Genomic DNA, 17,217 nt, shown 5'->3' with positions numbered 1-17,217 from the left:
ACGAGAGGAAGTGACCGGATGCGCGTGCTCGTGCCCTGGGCCCAGCTGGAGGAGCAGATGGGCGGCTGGCCCGACGGCCTGCAGGTGGAGGTGTACGACGGCACCGGCGCCCCGCCCGAGGACGTCTCCGACGTCGAGCTCTACGTGCTGCCGTACGGCCGGAGCGTCGGCCGCGACCTGCTCCCCCGGATGCCGGCGCTGCGCGCCGTGCAGAGCCTGAGCGCGGGGGTGGAGAAGGTGCTCCCGCTGATCGGCCCAAACGTCACGCTGTGCAACGGGCGCGGCCTCCACGACGCCAGCGCGGCCGAGCACGGGCTCGGCCTGATCCTCGCCGCTCAGCGGGAGCTGCCGCGCTGGGTGCGCGACCAGGACGCCGGCCGCTGGGCGCCGGAGCACACCAGGTCGCTGGCCGACTCGCGGGTCGTGCTCGTCGGCTACGGCTCGATCGGCGCCGCCCTCGAGCAGCGCCTGCTCGCCTGCGAGGCCGAGGTGGTGCGTGTCGCGTCCAAGGCCGATCCCGGGCGTGCGGTGCACGGCGTCGACGAGCTGCCGAGCCTGCTGCCCACCGCCGACATCGTGGTGCTCACGCTCCCCGAGACGCCCGGCACCATCGGCCTCGTCGGCGCGGAGACGCTCGCTCTCCTGCCCGACGACGCGCTCGTGGTGAACATCGGCCGTGGCCGCACCCTCGACACCGAGGCGCTCCTCGCCGAGCTCACCACCGGCCGGCTCCGGGCGGCTCTCGATGTCGTCGACCCCGAGCCGCTGCCCTCAGATCACCCGCTGTGGACCTCCGGCGCCATCGTGACCCCGCACGTCGGCGGCGGCGCAGCCACCTTCTACCCGCGGGCAGAGCGGCTGGTGGCCGAGCAGCTCCGACGCTTCGCCGACGGGCGTCCGCTGCTCAACGTCGTCTCCGGCCCCGAACTGCCTCAGGAGGCCGCGCCATCCTCCTAGACTCGCGAGGGTGGAACATCAGATCTTCCTGATCGGCGGCGCCGCCCTGGTGACCATGATCGCGGCGTCGGTGTTCGCCCGGCGTACGGGTGTGGCGGCACCGCTGCTGCTCGTGGGCCTCGGGATCGCGGCGAGCTATCTGCCCGGTGCGCCCGGGATCGAGCTCGACCCCGAGTGGATCCTGGCCGGGGTGCTGCCGCCGCTGCTCTACTCCTCGGCCGTCAACCTGCCGCTGATCGACTTCAGACGGAACCTCCGGCTGATCAGCTGGCTCTCGGTCGTGATGGTGATCGTCTCGGCGCTCGTGATCGGGGCGGTCGTCAACTGGCTCTTCCCGGAGATCTCCTTCCCGCTCGCGGTCGCGCTCGGCGCCGTCGTCAGCCCGACCGACGCGGTCGCGGCGACGGCGGTCGGCCGCCGTGTGGGGTTGCCACCGCGGGTGATGGCGGTGCTGGAGGGCGAGAGCCTGGTCAACGACGCCTCCGCCCTGGTCGTGCTCCGCTCGGCGGTGGCCGGGATCGCTGCGGCGAGCTCGTTCTCGTTGGGACGTACGGCGGTCGAGTTCGGGTGGGCGGTGCTCGGTGCGGTCGTGATCGGGGGCGTGATCGGGTGGCTGACCGTGCTGCTCCGGCAGCGGCTGGACGACCCGGTGCTCAACACCACGATCTCCTTCGCGGTGCCGTTCATCGCCTACTTCCCGGCCGAGGAGCTGGACGCGTCCGGCGTGCTCGCGGTCGTCGTCGCCGGGCTTGTGACCGGCGGGCTCGGCAGCCGACGGTTCAGCGCCCGCGACCGGCAGACGCAGTCGACGACCTGGACCACCATCAACTTCATCCTGGAGAGCGGCGTCTTCCTGGCGATGGGCTATCAGCTCCCCGAGCTCGTCGACGCCGCCCAGGGCGACACGACCCTCGGCGAGATCACCGGGCTCGTGCTCGTCGTCTTCGGGCTCCTGGTCGTGCTCCGGTTCGTCGGCCTCGCCGGCCCGGCGCTCCGCGACCGGGAGGAAACCCGGGAGCTGGAGCGCGCCCGGTTGGACCAGTTCGAGCAGAAGCTCGACTCGCTGACCACCGACGAGGAAGAGGAGGACGCCCGGATCGCCGCCGCCCGGCGCCGGCTCGCGCGTGGCCGCGCCGACATCGAGTTCGAGGAACGCGAGCCGATCACGACGCGCGGGTTCATGACCATCGGCTGGGCCGGGATGCGCGGCGTCGTCACGGTCGCCGCCGCCCAGACCATCCCGGCCGGCACCGAGCACCGCGCCACCGTGGTGCTCGCCGCCTTCCTGGTCGCGCTGATCACCCTCGTGCTGTTCGGGCTCACCCTCCCGGCCGTGATCCGCCGGATGAACTTCTCCGGCGAGTCGCCGGAGGATCGACGCGACGCCTTCCGGGCGCTGCTCCGCCACGTCGGCGAGTCGGCCGTCGACCATCTCGGCCCTCTCGAGGCGCAGACCATCGACGGCGAGCCGATCGATCCCCAGCTGGTGAAGAAGCTCAAGGACCGCATCCTCCCGCGGGTGCTCGCGGGCATCCGCGAAGTGCCCACCGTCCGGCCCGACGTGGTCGAGCAGACGATGCTCCTGCAGATGCGCTACCTGGAGGCGATGCGTGAGGCGCTCGCCGCCGAGCGAAGCATCGGCGCCTACAGCTCGCACACATACCGGAAGGTCGAGGCCGTGCTCGACGACATGGAGAAGCGGCTCGAGATGAGCTGATCTCGGAGCTGGATCTCAGATCGTCTCGAACCCGGCCATCATCGCCATGTCCTCGTGCTCGAGGTTGTGGCAGTGGATCAGGAACCGGCCGGCGTACCTCTCGAACTTCACCCTCACCCGGACGGCCTCGTAGGGGCGTACGTCGACGGTGTCCTTCCAGCCGAGGTCCATCGGGCCGGGGCCGTGGTTGCCGCGCCGCAGGACCTGGAACGGCGAGAGGTGGACGTGGACCGGATGGTGCGCATCGGTGAAGAACTCCCAGATCTCGGTCGACTCCAGCGGCACCTGCGCCTGCGGGACGGCCGGGTCGAACGGCTTGCCGTTGATGCCCCACCCCCTGCGGCCGTGCACGCCCTCGCGGCGGAAGTGCCACCGGCGCACGACCGCGCCGCCGGGCGTCTCCGGAGGTGGTACGTCGGCGAGCCGCTGCGGGATCCGGACGTCGTCGCTCGCGCGGCGGGCGATGCGGAACCGCATCACCTGAGCGGTCCGGCCGCGGCCGAGGCCGTTGCGCATCTCGACGGTGGTGCCCGGCGCCAGCTCGCGGAAGTCGACGACGACGTCGAAGCGCTCGCCCGGGGCCATCGTGACCTCGGCGTGCTCGGCCGGGGTGGAGAGGAGCCCGCCGTCGGAGCCGATCTGGGTGAAGCCGACCGGCTTCCCGTCGTCGGTGTGCAGCCTGAGCGCGTAGCGGCGCGCGTTGGAGGCGTTGAGCAGCCGCAGCCGATACTGCGCCCCGTCGACCTCCGCCTCCGGCCACGGGGCGCCGTTGACCAGGACGACATCCCCCAGCACGCCCGCCATGTAGCGGTCCTCGACCCCCGGCTCGCCGAGGAGCTCCGGGTCGATCGCGGGGTAGCGCAGCGCACCGTCCTCGTCGAAGGACCGGTCGGTGATCATCAGCGGCAGCTCCCGCTCACCCCGCGGCAGCGAGAGCGCGTCCTCCTCGTCGTCGCGGACGATGTGGAAGCCGGCCAGGCCGCGCCAGACCTGCGGGGCGGTGAAGTCCATCCGGTGGTCGTGGTACCAGAGCGTCGTCGCCGGCTGCTCGAGCGGATAGCGGTAGTCGCGGGACCCCTTGGTCACTTTCGCCTCCGGGTCGGCCATGCCCTGGTGACCGCTGCCGTGACCGCGGCCGTGACTGCTGCCGTGGCTGCTGCCGTGGCTGCTGCCGTGCTCGGTGTGCTTCGTCTCGAACCCGGGCGGCACCAGCAGGTCCGTCGGCCAGCCGTCGCTCTTCGCCGGTGTGTGCCCACCGTGGAGGTGCGTGGCGGTCGGGAGCGTGAGCGTGCTGGTGTGGCGTACGGTCACGGCCTCGCCACGGCGGGTCTCCAGCGTGGGACCGGGGAAGACCCCGTCGTACGTCATCATCTCGGTCTTCAGCCCGGGCAGGATCTCGACCGTCGCGGAGCGCTGGGCGATCTCGATCAGCTCGCCCCGGGGACGTCTGACCGGAGGCAGCGGCAGCGGGGTCGCGTACGCCTTCGGCAGCCGTGCCGCGCTGCGCAGGAGCCTCCCGGTCTGCTGTGGGGTCTCGCCGCAGGCGGCCAGCGAGCCGGCGACGGGGACGGCCAGGCCGGCGCCGAGGAAGGTGCGTCGTCGGAGCCTCATCGCCGGCCCTCCCGCGGGCTGCCGGCGCCGCGCCGGAACGAGGCTATGGCCAGGCCGACCGCCACGGCGACCGTGACGACACCGATCGGAACGTGCCACTGGAGGGCGCGGACGTAGCCGAGGGTCGCCTGGGTGTGGATGAGGAGGAAGAGCGCGACCGACCCGGTGAGGAACCACCAGCGGCCCCGCATCACGACGACGGCCACGCTGGCGGCCAGGATCAGCAGGCTCAGTCCCTGCAGGAAGACCGCGCCGGCGGAGTGGAGCCCCAGCGCCTCGAACGTGCCGGCGAAGTAGGAGCCGATGAAGATCGGTTGCCCGATCGCGAAGAGCGCCGTCAGCGCTGCGACTGCGCGGAAGCAGAAGAGGCTGATGCGGGGTCGGCGTACGCCCGTCTGTGTGGTCATACCGGCGACGATATGTAGCCGCGGTACCTATGGCATCGGGCGTTCCCCTGATCGCTGCCGGAGGCTCGTCGGGGTCAGCCCTGGCTGGAGAAGACCTCGTCGCGGGCGGTGTCGAGGCCCATCTGCAGGGCGCCGCGGAGCACCGGGTCGCCGGAGATCCTGCTGGCCACGACGGTGGGCACGTTGGGGCCGAGCGACGCGATCGCCTTCTGGACGCGGTTGGCCAGCACCGCGCCGCCGGCCTGCCCGATCTCGCCCGCGAGCACGCACAGCTCGGGGTCGAGCACCACACAGATGCCGGCGAGGCCGAGCGCGAGGCGCCGGGCCAGCTCGTCGAGGAAGGGCTCGGCGTCGGGGTCGCCCTCGACCGCCGTCTTCACGCAGTCGACGCCGCTGCCGCGCAGCCCGAACGCGCGGGCCAGGGTGTCCATCGCCTCGACGCTGACCAGGGACTGGAAGGCGGCGTGCTGCGGGCTGTCGGAGCCGTGCGGGGTGGAGGCGCCGGGAATCGCCAGGTAGCCGATCTCGCCGGCGCCACCGCCGGCGCCGCGGTGGAGCCGGCCGTCGACGATCACCGCGAGGCCGAGGCCGCGGTCGATCCAGGCGAGCACGGAGTCCTTGACGCCGTGGGACGCGCCGGCGGACTGCTCGGCCAGCCCGGCCAGGTTGACGTCGTTCTCGATCATTATCGGACGCTGGAAGCTGCGGCGGAGCTCCTCCAGGACGCCCGCGCGCCAGTCGGGGAGGTCGTTGGCGAAGCGGATGTCGCCGGTGCGTGGGTCGATCATCCCCGGCGTACCGATCGAGAGGCAGCGCAGCTGCGACATGGTGATGCCGGCGCTCCGGGTGGCGCCGGCGACGGTGGCCCGCACCGCCTCGACCGGGTCGGAGGACTCGCGGGGGTCCAGGGCGCCGGTGGCCAGCTCGTTGCCGGTGATGTCGGCGACCGAGGCGGTGATGCGGTCGGGGCCGATGTGGAGGGCTGCGACGTAACCGGCCGACGGGACCACGCCGTAGAGCGCCGCGTTGGGCCCGCGACCGCCCTGCTGCGACCCGACCACCTCGACCAGACCGCGCTCGCCCAGGCGGGTCAGCAACTGTCCCGCGGTCACCTTCGAGAGGCCGACCAGCTCACCGAGCCGGGTCTTCGTCACCGGGCCGTTGGCGAGCATCAGGTCGAGCGCCGCACGGTCGTTGGTGTCGCGGATCAGGTGTGTCTTGGGTGCTTTCGACATCGGCGGCGCTCCTTTCGAGGGGGAGGGTGGCGTACGGAAAACCAACTTAACAATTGCAGGTCTCGTGCCGGACGCTGTCCATTTTGGGTCTAGACGGTAACTGTAAAGGAACCTTACAGTGGGGCTTCCATCGCCATCCATCTCAACCCCCTCTAGGAGCTTGGAATGCGTACTACAACGAAGATCGCCGTTCTCGGCGGGATCTTGCTGGCGCCCGTCCTGGCCATGCTGCCGACGAGCCCCGCAAGTGCGCACGGCTACATCTCGAACCCCCCGAGCAGGCAGGCCCAGTGTGCTGCCGGCACCGTCGACTGCGGCGACATCAAGTACGAACCGCAGAGTGTCGAGGGCCCGAAGGGTCTGACCAGCTGCTCCGGCGGCAACTCCCGCTTCGCTGAGCTCGACGACGACTCCAAGGGCTGGCGGGCCACCCCTGTCGGCTCCACCCAGACCTTCACCTGGTCGCTGAGCGCCCGGCACAGCACCAGCACGTGGCAGTACTTCATCGGCGACGACAAGATCGCCGAGTTCGACGACGGCGGTGCCCAGCCGCCCGCCACCGTCGAGCACCAGGTCGACTTCGGCTCCTACACCGGCCGCCAGACGGTCCTCGCCGTGTGGAACGTCGCCGACACCGCCAACGCCTTCTACGCCTGCATCGATGTGAACATCGGCGGCTCCGCCACCGATCCCGAGTCGCCGGAGCCGGTCGCCGACGAGTTCCCGGTCAGCGAGCAGCAGTTCGACCAGCTCTTCCCCAACCGCAACCCCTTCTACACCTACGCCGGTCTGGTCGAGGCGCTCAGCGCCTACCCGGAGTTCACCAACGCCGGCGACGAGGCCACCCAGAAGCGGGAGGCCGCCGCGTTCATCGCGAACGTCGCCCACGAGACCGGTGACCTGCTCTACGTCGTCGAGCAGAACGAGGCCAACTACCCCCACTACTGCGACCCGAACCAGTCCTACGGCTGCCCGGCGGGCAACGACCAGTACTACGGCCGCGGCCCGGTCCAGCTGAGCTGGAACTTCAACTACAAGGCGGCTGGAGACGCGCTCGGCATCGATCTGCTCAACAACCCGAACCTGGTCGCCACCGATCCGGCGGTCGCCTGGATGACCGGGCTCTGGTACTGGAACACCCAGAGCGGTCCGGGCACGATGACCCCGCACACCGCGATGGTCGACGGCCACGGTTTCGGTGAGACCATCCGGGCCATCAACGGCACCCTCGAGTGCGACGGCGCCAACCCGGGCCAGGTCCAGAGTCGCATCGACAACTACACCGAGATCACCTCGCTGCTCGGGGTCGACCCGGGCGGCAACCTGTCCTGCTGACCCGCCTCGACGAGGTCGGTCACCGAGTGCACAGTCCCGACGGTGTGCGCAGCCCCGCTGCGTACACCGTCGGGTGTCGTTTTGTGTAAACCGCACAAAAAGGTTCTGCATCCGTGCCGGTGCCGGGCGGCGATCCGCCCCCCTACCTTCGAGTAGCAACCGGAACCCCGGACAGTCCGGGGCCGGACGGACGAAGGAGCAGGCTCGGTGCTCAGATCACTCTCCCTCAGAATCGCCGCGGTCGCTGCGGCCATCACCCTCCCCATCTTCGGACTGGTCGCGCCGGCCGAAGCGGAGAGCCCCTACGAGCGTGGACCGGACCCGACGGCTTCCAGTCTCCTCGACAACGGCACGTTCTCCCTCGCCTCGACCTCGGTCTCCTCGCTGGTCCTGGGCTTCGGCGGCGGAACGATCTACTACCCCACCTCCACCTCCGAGGGGACGTACGGCGGGATCGTGCTCGCCCCCGGGTACACGGCCTCGTCCTCGATGTACGCCTCGGTCGCCAGGCGGGTCGCGTCGCACGGCTTCGTCGTCTTCGCGATCGATACCAACACCCGTCTCGACCAGCCCGGCAGCCGCGGTCAGCAGATCCTGGCGGCGGTCGACTACCTGAAGGAGGACGCCTCATCGGCGGTCGCCTCGCGGTTGGACGAGAACCGGATCGCGGTTTCGGGCCACTCCATGGGTGGTGGTGGCACGCTCGAGGCCGCCAACCAGGACTCCTCGATCAAGGCCGCGGTCGCGCTGCAGCCGTGGCACACCGACAAGACCTGGCCGGGCATCCGGATCCCCACCATGATCATCGGCGCCGAGCTGGACACGATCGCCCCGGTCGCCACCCACTCGATCCCGTTCTACACCTCGGCCACCGGGGCATCGGAGAAGGCGTACGGCGAGATCAACAACGCCGACCACCTCATCGCCAACACCGATGACGACTGGCAGGGCCGGCTCTTCGTCACCTGGATGAAGAGGTACCTCGACGAGGACACCCGCTACTCGCAGTTCCTCTGCCCGGCGCCGTCCTCGATCAACCTGTCCGACTACCGCAACACCTGCCCGGACTGATCCGTCGACGAACCACATCCGCACCCCTCGGCACAGCCACCGATGCTCACTGTGAGCGCATCGGTGGCTGTGCCAGTTCCGATAGGGTCGGACCATGCCGACGACCAGTCCGAAGGGTGAGGAGATCGTCGCCTCACTGCTGCGCGGCCTGGACGTGATCGGCATCCTCAGCGACGCTGAGCATCCCCTGTCGCTGGCCGAGGTGGCGTCCCTCGCCGACACCTCCCGCGCCACCGCACGACGGCTGTTGCTCACCCTGGAACGAGTGGGGTACGTCCGCACCGACGGCCGCACCTTCCAGCTGCGGCCCAAGGTGATGGAGCTCGGTGACGCCTATCTGGAGGGGCTCGGGCTCCCCCGGCTCCATCCGCACCTGACCGCCCTCGCCGAGCGGGTGCGCGACACCTGCTCGCTCACCGTGCTCGACGACGACACCGTCGTCTACGTCGACCGCGTCAAGGCCGACCGGATGATGACGGTCAACATCGCGGTGGGCACACGAATGCCGGCGTATGCCATGTCCAGCGGACGGGTGCTGCTCGCCGACCTCGATGCGGAAGCGCTGCACGACTACCTCGAGCATCTGCATGCCGAGCCGCTCACCGGACGCACGGCGGTCGACCCCGACGAGCTGGCCCGTCGGATCGCCCAGGCGGGCGAGGACGGCTTCGCCATCACCGACCAGGAGATCGACCCGACGCTGCGTTCGATCGCGGCGCCCGTCCACGGGCCGGACGGCCGCGCCCTCGCCGCGGTCAACGTCGCCACCCACGTCAACCGCACTTCAGTGGAGCAGATGCGCGAGGAGATCCTCCCGGAGCTGCTCGTCACCACCCGCGCCATCGAGGCGGAGCTGGCCTCCGCCTCCTCGTAGCCATCGACCGGTCAGTGAACCGGTCAGAGGTCGAGCACCAGGCGAGGGCTCTTCGAACGCCCGACACAGACCATCATCGTCTTGCCGGCGGCCCGCTCCTTCTCGTTGAGGATCGTGTCGTGATGCTCCGGGTCACCAGCCAGCACCCGGGTCTCGCAGGTGCCGCAGAAGCCGTCCTCGCAGGAGGTCATGATGTCGCAGTGGTCCTGGATCGTCTCGAGAAGACCCTGCTCGGGGCCCACGGTGAGGACCTTGCCGGACCTGGCGAGCTCGACCTCGAAGGAGTCGCCGGTCGACGCCTCGGCGAGCGCCTCGCCGTCGGAGGCGAACTTCTCCACCCGCAGCTGGTCGGCGCGGCCCGCCTTCTCGCAGACCTCCTCGAGCTCCTTGAGCATCGAGACGGGGCCGCACGCGTAGACGAGGGTGTCGTCGGTGACCCCGTCGACGAGAGCGGCGAGGTCGGGGCGTCCGGTCTCCGAGCTGACCAGCACCTTCACGTGGGGACCGGTCGCGAGCTTCTCGCGAAAAGCCATCGTCTCGAGGTGGCGGCCTACGTAGACCAGCTCGTACGGCGACCTCTCGCGCTCGGCGCGGATGACCATCGCGAGCATAGGAGTGATGCCGATGCCGCCGGCGATGAAGAGGTAGCGCGGCGACGGCTCCAGGGGGAAGTGGTTGCGGGGCCCGCGGATCCGCACCCGGCTGCCGACCAGCGCCGTCTCGTGGACCTCCATCGAGCCGCCGCGCCCCTCGGGCTCGCGAAGGACCGCGATCCGGTAGAAGCTCAGGTCGGACGGCGGGCTGCAGAGGCTGTACTGCCGGACGGTGCCGGAGGGTAGCTCGATGTCGAGATGGGATCCGGGCTCGTAGGCCGGCAGCAGGCCGCTGTCCGGCACCAGTTCGAGCGAGATGACACCGTCGGCCTCCAGCCGGGCCTGCCGCACGGTGACCTCGAAGAAGTCCTGCTCCTCGCCGGTCATGCCGACACCTCCGCCGGCTGCGCCGCGACTTCGGGGTGGTCCTCGGTGCGCGCGCCCCCGCGAAGGACGTCGAGCAGCGCGGCGAGCAGCTCGGGGCCGCGTACGGAGACCAGCATGTCGACCTCTTGGCGGAGCGTGACCATCGCGGAGGCGCCGGCGGGCTCCTCCCAGTGCTCGGGGGCGACCAGGACGGCGGCGATGAGGTCGCCGCCCTCACGGGCCGCGGTGCACACCTCACGGACGACCGGCTCGGGCACCTGGGTGAGGTCGGTGCCGACCAGGACGACCATGTCGGCCGACTCGGTGATGGTGGTGGTGCTCGCCGGCGCCGGCGGCATCCAGGCGTCCTCGCCGAGGGGCTCGGTGAGCGCCTCGACCGGGTCCGGCCCGGTCAGGACCTGGACACCCTCGACGCCGAGCGTCAGCAGCTCCTCGACGAGCTGGGCGCTGCCGGGGCCGAGCGGTACGACGAGCACTCGGGCCTCATAGGACCTGCGCAGGGGGTTCATCGGGTCTCCTTCGTAGTCTCGGAGGCGGTCGGGTCGGCCCGCATCCATGGGTCGATCACGACATGTGGGGTGAGCGGAGCCCTGCCCTGGTCCATGTCGCGCAGGCTCTGCCCGACCTGCTCCAGGGGGACGTTGTGGGTCGGGATCCTCTCCAGGCCGGTCGTCCCCGCGGCGAGCAGCTCGATCGCGCGGGTGACGGCCTGCGGGGAGCGGCCGCGTACGCCCCTCACGGTGAGCAGGTTGCGCACGATCGAGGTCGGGTCGAGGGCGGCCTCGCCGCCGCTGAGACCGGCGATCACCAGCACCCCGAACCGCCCGAGCATCTGGACGGCGGTCGCCATCGTCTGCGGAGCCCCGATCGTGTCGATGACCGCGTCGAGCGGGCCGTACTTCTCGCGAACGAGGTCGACGACGGTCTCGTCGTTGAGCTCGGCGGTCGCCCCGAGCCGACGAGCGAGGTCGAGCCGTCCGGCGCTGGAGCGCCGTCCGAGCGCGATCACGGTCTCGGCGCCACCGGCGAGCGCAGCGGCCACGCAGGAGAGGCCGTGGTAGCCCGGGCCGATCACGGCGACCCTCGACCCCGCGCCGACGCCTCCGGCGTCGAGGGTCCAGTCGACGGCGTTGGCGAGCGGCAGTGTCCAGGCAGCCTCGTCCACGGTGAGGTGCTCGGGCAGCGGGTGGAGCACATGGCGGGGGCCGAGTTCCATGAACTCGGCGTTGCCGCCGTGGAGCCCGGAGGCGCGTGACACGGGGATCATCCCGACCCGCTCACCGCCGGTCCACAGGTCGACGTGTGCGCACAGCCGGTAGCGCCCGGCCGCGCACTCGGCGCAGGACCCGCAACCGACGTACTCCTCGACGGCGACGCGGGTGCCGACCTCGAGGTCGAGGGCGTCGGCGTCCTCGGGGGCGAGATGGTCGATGCGGCCGATCGTGTGGTGACCCAGGACGGCGGGGGCTCTCAGCCCCCGCTGGTGCAGCATCACATCGGTGCCGCACACGGCGGATGACTCCACGCGGAGCCTGCTCACCGAGGCCGGGAGGGTGAGCTCCCGGACCTCGGTGTCGCCGGCTCCGTCGCTGACGGCGGCGCGGACGAGCAGGTCGCTCATCGGCGGAACAGCCCGTGCCGCTTGGGAGCCACGCGGGCGTCCGCCTGCTGCTTGGCCTTCTCGACCTCTTCCTTGAGCTGGCTCCAGATGTCGTAGACGATCTCCCCGTACTCGGGCTGGTGACGCAGCTGGAGGACGTCGCGCGGACGCTCGAACGGCACGTCGATGAAGGCCTTCGCCCGGCCGGGCTGGGCGCTCATCACCATGATGCGGTCGCTCAGCGTGACCGCTTCGTCGACGGAGTGGGTGATGAAGACGACCGTCTTGCGGGTCTCGTCCCAGATGCGGAGCAGCTCGGCCTGCAGGAGCGTCTTGTTCTGCTCGTCGAGGGCCGAGAACGGCTCGTCCATGAGCAGGATCTCCGGGTCGTTCGCAAAGGCGCGTGCGATGGAGACCCGCTGACGCATGCCACCCGAGAGCTGGTGGGGGAACGCGTCGGCGAACTTCGTCAGGCCGGTCGCCTCGAGGTAGTGGCCGACGGTCTCCTTGACCTGTGCCTTCGGCACACCGCGCACGGTCAGGCCGTACGCCGCGTTGTCCCAGACGCTCATCCACGGGAAGATCGAGTCGCCTTGGAAGACCATCGCGTTCTCCGGCCGCCCGTCGGTGCCTCCGACCACCTCGATGCTGCCCTCGGAGGGCGACTCGAGCCCGGCGAGCATCCGCAGGAAGGTGGTCTTGCCGCACCCGGACGGCCCGACGATGGTCAGGAACTGGCCCTGGGGCACGTCTAGGTCGAAGGAGTCCAGTGCTGTCACGACGTGGCCGCCGGGGACGGAGAAGTGCTTGCTCAGGCCGCGGATGCGGATCTTCGGGTCGGTCGTCGCGGTGGTCGTCGCGGCGGAAGCCGGTGCAGTGGTGTTGGACATGATGTGTGGTCCGTTCCTCTTGTAGGCCGCCGTCAGTGGCGGCTGATCCACGGGGTGAGCTTGCGGCCCACGAACCCGACGATGAGGGCGAGCAGAAGGCCGACGAGCGCGAAGACCAGCAGGTAGGCGTACATCGACTCGATCGTGAAGAGCTGGAAGGAGTTCCAGACCATGAATCCCCAGCCGTTGCCCTGACCGCCCATCATCTCGGCGATCGCGAGCATGATCAGACCCATGCCGGCGCCGAGCTCGAGACCGGTGATGACGTTCGGCATCGCGCCGGGGAGGGCGACGGTCCGAAAGACGGTGAGCCGCTTGGCGCCGAAGTTCTCGGCGACGTCGTAGAAGATCGCGGAGACATTGGCGACGCCCGTGTAGGTGTTGATGACCACCGGGAAGAACACGCCCATCGCCACGAAGTACCAGATCGTGTCCTCGCCGAGACCGAAGAAGAGCAGGAACAGCGGGAGCACCGCGCTCTTCGGGACCGGGTAGAGCGCCGAGATGATGGGGCGTACGGCCGCGTTCACGACCCTGTTGAGGCCCATCGCGACGCCGATGACGACCGCGGGGACCGCGCCGATCACGAAGCCGACGATCAGCCGGGTGAGGCTGTGCTGGGTCTGGGTCCAGAGCTCGCCGCTGCTGGCCTCGACCCACAGAGCCTGGAAGATCAGGGTCGGGGCGGGGAAGAACCGTTCGTCGAGGACCCCGGCACGGGAGAAGGCCTCCCAGGCCACGAGCACGACGAGCGGGCTGAGGATCGAGATCGTACGCAGCGTGCTCCTGCTCAGGGTGCGGCGCTGCTCCACTTGGCGGGCGGCTGCTCTCGGGGTGCGGGCCGCTTCTGCAACGTTGGTCATGGCACTCATTCCTTGGTCGCGGCCTTCGCCGCCTTGTCGACGAAGCTGGTGTCGACCAGCGACTCGAAATCGATGTCCGACCGGCTGGTGTAGAGGCCTTGATCGACGAAGAACGCGTAGTCCTTCTTCAGGCTCTCCACGTTGAGGGCTGCGCCGGGGTGCACGTAGCTCGGCACCGTCTGCTTGACCGCCTTGGGGTCGGACTTGATGTTGGTGGCGATGATCTGGGCGATGTCGTCGGCGCCTTCTCCGGTCCACTTGCCACCCTCGACCGCGGTGCTGTAGTCCGCCGCGGCCCTGGCGTACGCGTTCATGAAGCACTCTGCGGCCTTCGGCTGCTTCTTGGGGAAGTCACCGCTGTAGAGGAGGACGGCGAGCTGCTGGTTGTTGTAGACCGTCGTGGAGTCTGCGAGCTTGACCGCAGCTCCGCTCTGCAGCGCTTTTGTCGCGGCCGGCTCGGTGGTGAGCGCGGCATCGATCGAGCCGTTCTGCAGGGCGGCGACGTGGTCGGGGAAGCCGAGGAAGCTGTGCCTGACGTCGTGGTAGGTCAGCCCGTCGGACTTCAGCAGCTCGGACAGGGTCGACGAGGTCGCGGTGCCGGGAGCGGGCTCGGCGACCTTCAACCCCTTGAGGTCGCCGATGGTGGTGACCTTCCCGGAGTCGACCAGATCCTTGCGGACGAGCAGCGGCATGTAGTCGTGGTTGGTGACGAGCTGGCCCTTGTCGGCGACGATCTTGATGTCGATGTTTCGGGCGATGCCGTTGTAGAAGCCTGCGGAGGGCGCACCGGCGCCGACCGCGAGGTGACCGGCCGCGAGATAGGGGACCATCTCGCCGGCGGACTTGAACGGGCGAAGCTTCACCTCGAGACCCTCCTTTGCGAAGTAGCCCGCATCCTGGGCGATGAAGAGCAAGGCGTCCGAGAGACTGTTGGTGATGCCGGCCTCGACCTCGACGTCGACGCAGGAGCTCGCGCCGTCTGCGCGTGTGCCGCATCCGGCCATGGTGACCGCTCCGATGGCCAGGGTCATGGCAGCGACCGCCGCCCGCGACCGTCTGAAGTGTGTATGCATGGGCCCGCCGATCAGATCGAGTAGAAGTTCTCGCCGGGCTTGACCGCCAGCACGTCCTTCGCGCCCTCCTGGAACGGCACGTCGCGAGGCAGCAGGATCGAGGTCGAGCGAACGCTGGTGTGCGCCGGGTCCAGACCCGGCAGCTCTTCGGAGTCGACGTCGTCGAGCGCTGCGAGCAGCCGTCGACGGGCGAGGATGATGGCCGCGTCGGAGGTGCCGAGGCGCTCCTTGGTGCGGTCGGCGACGATCCCCATCGACTCCTGCAGGGAGAAGTCCTGGGCGGCGATGCCCGCGATGCCGGAGAAGGTCTCCTTGCGGCGCTGGGCGGCGCGGTCCATGAGGTAGTCGTTCTCGGCGGAGGCCAGCGGGTCGTACGTGCCGGGCTTGTACTTCACGTGGATGCCGTCGCCCGCGTCGAACGCCTCGATCTCACGCTCGCCGAAGTCCTTGGTGGGGTGGTAGTTCCAGCTCCAGGCCCAGCAGGTCTCGTCGTCGATGGGCACCCAGGCGTGCCCGCCCATCGGGTTGTGGTCACCGAACGGCGGGATGATCGTGTACCACGGCATCATCCACTGGGTGATGCGCCAGTAGTAGTTCTTCTCGTCCGCGTTGCGGCGGGCGCCGATCAGGAGACCGCCATCGGACTCGGCCACCTCGAACTTCGGCCTGGTGTCGGACTTGAGGTACTTGTTGCCCTCGGTGCCGGAGTGCAGCGGGTCGTCGTCGAGGTTGAAGCGGTGGGCGAACGAGACGTGGCTGGAGTCGATGCCGCCCTCCATCGCCTGCAGGTAGTTTGAGAACTGGCGACGCTTCGAGATGAAGCGCTTCTCCGGGTCGAGCCCCATCCACTCCAGGTTCGGCAGCGGCGGCTCTCGGTCCGGATCGCCCATGTAGGCCCAGATGAGGCCGCCGGCCTCGACAGCCTTGTACGCCCGCTGCTTGATCTTCGAGCAGAACTTGCTGCCCTCCGGCTCGGACGGCATGTCGACGCAGTTTCCCTCGGTGTCGTACTTCCACCCGTGGTAGGCACAGCGCAGGCCGCCTTCTTCGTTGCGACCGAAGTAGAGCGAGGCGGTGCGGTGGCTGCAGAACTCGTCGATCAGACCGATGTGTCCCTCGGTGTCGCGGAAGGCGATCAGCCTCTCGCCGAGCAGCTGCACCCGGACGGGGTCACAGTCGTTGCCCTCGATCTCCTCGGCGAGCAGCGCCGGGATCCAGTAGCGACGGAACAGGTTGCCCATGGGGGTGCCAGGACCGGTCTGGGTCAGCAGGTCGTTCTGTTCACGGGTGAGCATGCGTTTGCCTTTCAGGGTTGGTTGGACGTCGGGAAGCAGTCGATGCGACGCCGATCAGGGCGGCGGCTGCGAAGGCGGCGATCGGGATCAGCCATGCGGTGCCGAAACCGGCGCCGAGGTCGAGGACGAGGCCGAACACGAGGGGGCCGGAGCCGAACCCGAGATACATCCCGGTGGCCAGCAGTGCCGTCGCCGAGCCGAGCGATGCGGTGGGCACCGAGCTGATCAGAGCCACCATCGTCACGGAGTTGGAGGCGAGCGCGGCAGCGCCGAAGACGGCGGCGCCGATCCAGACCAACCAGCTCCCCACAGCGGCCGAGGTGAGCACGACCGTGACGCCGACGGCCGCCATCAGGGCGAGCGCGACCAGCGTCGATGCGTGCCGCGAGCCGTCGCCGGTCCGGCGGCCCCACCAGATGCGGCTCAACAGGCCGATGAGGCCGACCACGCCGGCGATCAGGCCGGCGGTGTGCAGATCCAGACCGAGGCGTACGTGGGCGAAGAGGGGGAGGTGGGCGTTGGTCGCCTGCAGCCCGAACCCGATGCAGAAGGTGTAGGCGGTCAGGGCGCCGACCGTCATCGATCCGGTCGACGCCGTCGTCGCGGTCGTCGACGCGTGACCTGCACCTGTCGCCGGATGCGTGGCGATCGCGGCGACCACGCCGACCACACCCACGGTGAGACCGATGGCCGCGGTCCAGCGCCACCCGGCAGCAGCGGCCACGAGCGGAGCGGCGAGACCCGAGACCAGCTGGGCGGCCTGGACGCCGGACTGCTTCCAGCCGACGAGGGCTCCGCGCACGCGTACGGGCATCCCGGCGACCAGTCGGTTGGTCGCCGGGTTGGAGAGGGCCTGTGCGACCCCGCTCAGCACTCCGGCGACCAGCACGGCGGTGAACGAGTCGGCGACGGCCATCACGGCGAGGCCGGTCATCGAGCCGATGGAGACGGCGATCATCACCGTGCGTGCACGGAAGCGGTTCGACGGGCCGCCCAGGAGAACGGCCGAGACGGCAGCGGCTCCGAAGGTGACGGTCGAGATCGAGCCGTACTGGGCCGCGCTGAGGTCGAGGTCGGCGATCAAGAGCGGCGAGACGGCCGTGAGCGTGTAAAGGAACATCGGCCCGACGCCCATGCACACGAACAACGACAGCCACAACGCTGGAGTGACCCCCGCGCGGGTGCTGTCCACGTCGATGGTGCTGGGCTTCACAAGACCTCGTTCCGGTATGCGCACAACTGTGCATTGTGATCGCAGACACACGGTGGCATCGAGGCGTGCGGCCGGTCAAGGGGAAGGGCGCAATTT

The 17,217-nt window shown here is 69.7% G+C and carries 16 protein-coding genes; 5 read left to right on the top strand and 11 right to left on the bottom strand.

All coding sequences use genetic code 11. The annotated features are described in order from the left end of the window. The first annotated feature begins 18 nt into the window (after window positions 1–18). Window positions 19–957: a 2-hydroxyacid dehydrogenase gene (locus IEY81_RS03650; RefSeq protein ID WP_189117090.1), complete on the top strand. Its 939-nt coding sequence runs from the start codon at window positions 19–21 to the stop codon at window positions 955–957. Window positions 958–967: 10 nt separating this feature from the next. Further along, window positions 968–2,674 (top strand): cation:proton antiporter, encoded by a 1,707-nt coding sequence (locus IEY81_RS03645; protein ID WP_189117089.1) that lies wholly within the window; start codon window positions 968–970, stop codon window positions 2,672–2,674. A gap of 15 nt (window positions 2,675–2,689) precedes the next feature. On the opposite strand, the gene IEY81_RS03640 is transcribed toward IEY81_RS03645, so the two are convergent. From IEY81_RS03640 to IEY81_RS03630, 3 genes are all read right to left on the bottom strand, one after another. Next, the gene (locus tag IEY81_RS03640; protein ID WP_189117088.1) at window positions 2,690–4,285 is read right to left on the bottom strand and encodes a multicopper oxidase family protein; all 1,596 of its coding nucleotides are present in this window, start codon (window positions 4,283–4,285) and stop codon (window positions 2,690–2,692) included. Next, complete coding sequence (locus IEY81_RS03635) at window positions 4,282–4,692, bottom strand: hypothetical protein (RefSeq protein WP_189117087.1); 411 nt, start codon at window positions 4,690–4,692, stop codon at window positions 4,282–4,284. Before IEY81_RS03635 ends, IEY81_RS03640 begins: the two co-directional genes overlap by 4 nt. A 74-nt stretch (window positions 4,693–4,766) precedes the next feature. Beyond that, entirely contained in the window at window positions 4,767–5,927 is a 1,161-nt protein-coding gene (locus tag IEY81_RS03630; protein WP_189117086.1) for an ROK family transcriptional regulator, read from the bottom strand. A 165-nt stretch (window positions 5,928–6,092) separates the two neighbouring features. On the opposite strand from IEY81_RS03630, the gene IEY81_RS03625 reads away from it, so the two are divergent. The 3 genes from IEY81_RS03625 (at window position 6,093) to IEY81_RS03615 (ending at window position 9,207) form a co-directional block, all read left to right on the top strand. Next, window positions 6,093–7,262, top strand: a complete 1,170-nt coding sequence (locus IEY81_RS03625) for a glycoside hydrolase family 19 protein (RefSeq protein ID WP_229787302.1) — start codon at window positions 6,093–6,095, stop codon at window positions 7,260–7,262. Between the two features lie 207 nt (window positions 7,263–7,469). Further along, window positions 7,470–8,333 (top strand): alpha/beta hydrolase family protein, encoded by an 864-nt coding sequence (locus IEY81_RS03620; protein ID WP_189117085.1) that lies wholly within the window; start codon window positions 7,470–7,472, stop codon window positions 8,331–8,333. Window positions 8,334–8,427: 94 nt separating this feature from the next. Next, the gene (locus IEY81_RS03615; protein WP_189117084.1) at window positions 8,428–9,207 is read left to right on the top strand and encodes an IclR family transcriptional regulator domain-containing protein; all 780 of its coding nucleotides are present in this window, start codon (window positions 8,428–8,430) and stop codon (window positions 9,205–9,207) included. A 23-nt stretch (window positions 9,208–9,230) separates the two neighbouring features. Here IEY81_RS03615 and IEY81_RS03610 read toward each other — a convergent pair whose 3' ends face one another. From IEY81_RS03610 to IEY81_RS03575, 8 genes are read right to left on the bottom strand one after another with little or no spacing between them, the layout of a single operon-like run. Then, complete coding sequence (locus tag IEY81_RS03610) at window positions 9,231–10,187, bottom strand: PDR/VanB family oxidoreductase (protein WP_189117083.1); 957 nt, start codon at window positions 10,185–10,187, stop codon at window positions 9,231–9,233. Further along, entirely contained in the window at window positions 10,184–10,696 is a 513-nt protein-coding gene (locus IEY81_RS03605) for a hypothetical protein (protein WP_189117082.1), read from the bottom strand. The genes IEY81_RS03610 and IEY81_RS03605 overlap by 4 nt, the downstream gene beginning before the upstream one ends. Beyond that, window positions 10,693–11,808, bottom strand: coding sequence for a zinc-dependent alcohol dehydrogenase (locus IEY81_RS03600; protein WP_189117081.1), 1,116 nt, complete (start codon window positions 11,806–11,808; stop codon window positions 10,693–10,695). Before IEY81_RS03600 ends, IEY81_RS03605 begins: the two co-directional genes overlap by 4 nt. Further along, the gene (locus tag IEY81_RS03595; protein WP_189117253.1) at window positions 11,805–12,677 is read right to left on the bottom strand and encodes an ABC transporter ATP-binding protein; all 873 of its coding nucleotides are present in this window, start codon (window positions 12,675–12,677) and stop codon (window positions 11,805–11,807) included. The genes IEY81_RS03600 and IEY81_RS03595 overlap by 4 nt, the downstream gene beginning before the upstream one ends. 32 nt (window positions 12,678–12,709) lie before the next feature. Further along, complete coding sequence (locus tag IEY81_RS03590) at window positions 12,710–13,540, bottom strand: ABC transporter permease (RefSeq protein WP_189117080.1); 831 nt, start codon at window positions 13,538–13,540, stop codon at window positions 12,710–12,712. 5 nt (window positions 13,541–13,545) lie between these two features. Then, window positions 13,546–14,571 carry an ABC transporter substrate-binding protein gene (locus IEY81_RS03585; RefSeq protein ID WP_189117079.1) on the bottom strand — a complete coding sequence of 342 codons (1,026 nt, stop codon included), beginning with the start codon at window positions 14,569–14,571 and terminating at the stop codon, window positions 13,546–13,548. 53 nt (window positions 14,572–14,624) lie between these two features. Then, window positions 14,625–15,908 (bottom strand): aromatic ring-hydroxylating dioxygenase subunit alpha, encoded by a 1,284-nt coding sequence (locus tag IEY81_RS03580; RefSeq protein WP_189117078.1) that lies wholly within the window; start codon window positions 15,906–15,908, stop codon window positions 14,625–14,627. Then, complete coding sequence (locus IEY81_RS03575) at window positions 15,895–17,121, bottom strand: MFS transporter (protein ID WP_189117077.1); 1,227 nt, start codon at window positions 17,119–17,121, stop codon at window positions 15,895–15,897. The genes IEY81_RS03580 and IEY81_RS03575 overlap by 14 nt, the downstream gene beginning before the upstream one ends. Window positions 17,122–17,217 lie beyond the last annotated feature (96 nt).

This window comes from Nocardioides luteus (assembly GCF_014648595.1).
Taxonomy (GTDB): Bacteria; Actinomycetota; Actinomycetes; order Propionibacteriales; family Nocardioidaceae; genus Nocardioides; species Nocardioides luteus.
The sequence above is the reverse complement of the archived record's forward strand: the minus strand, read 5'-3'. Positions and strand labels throughout refer to the sequence as shown.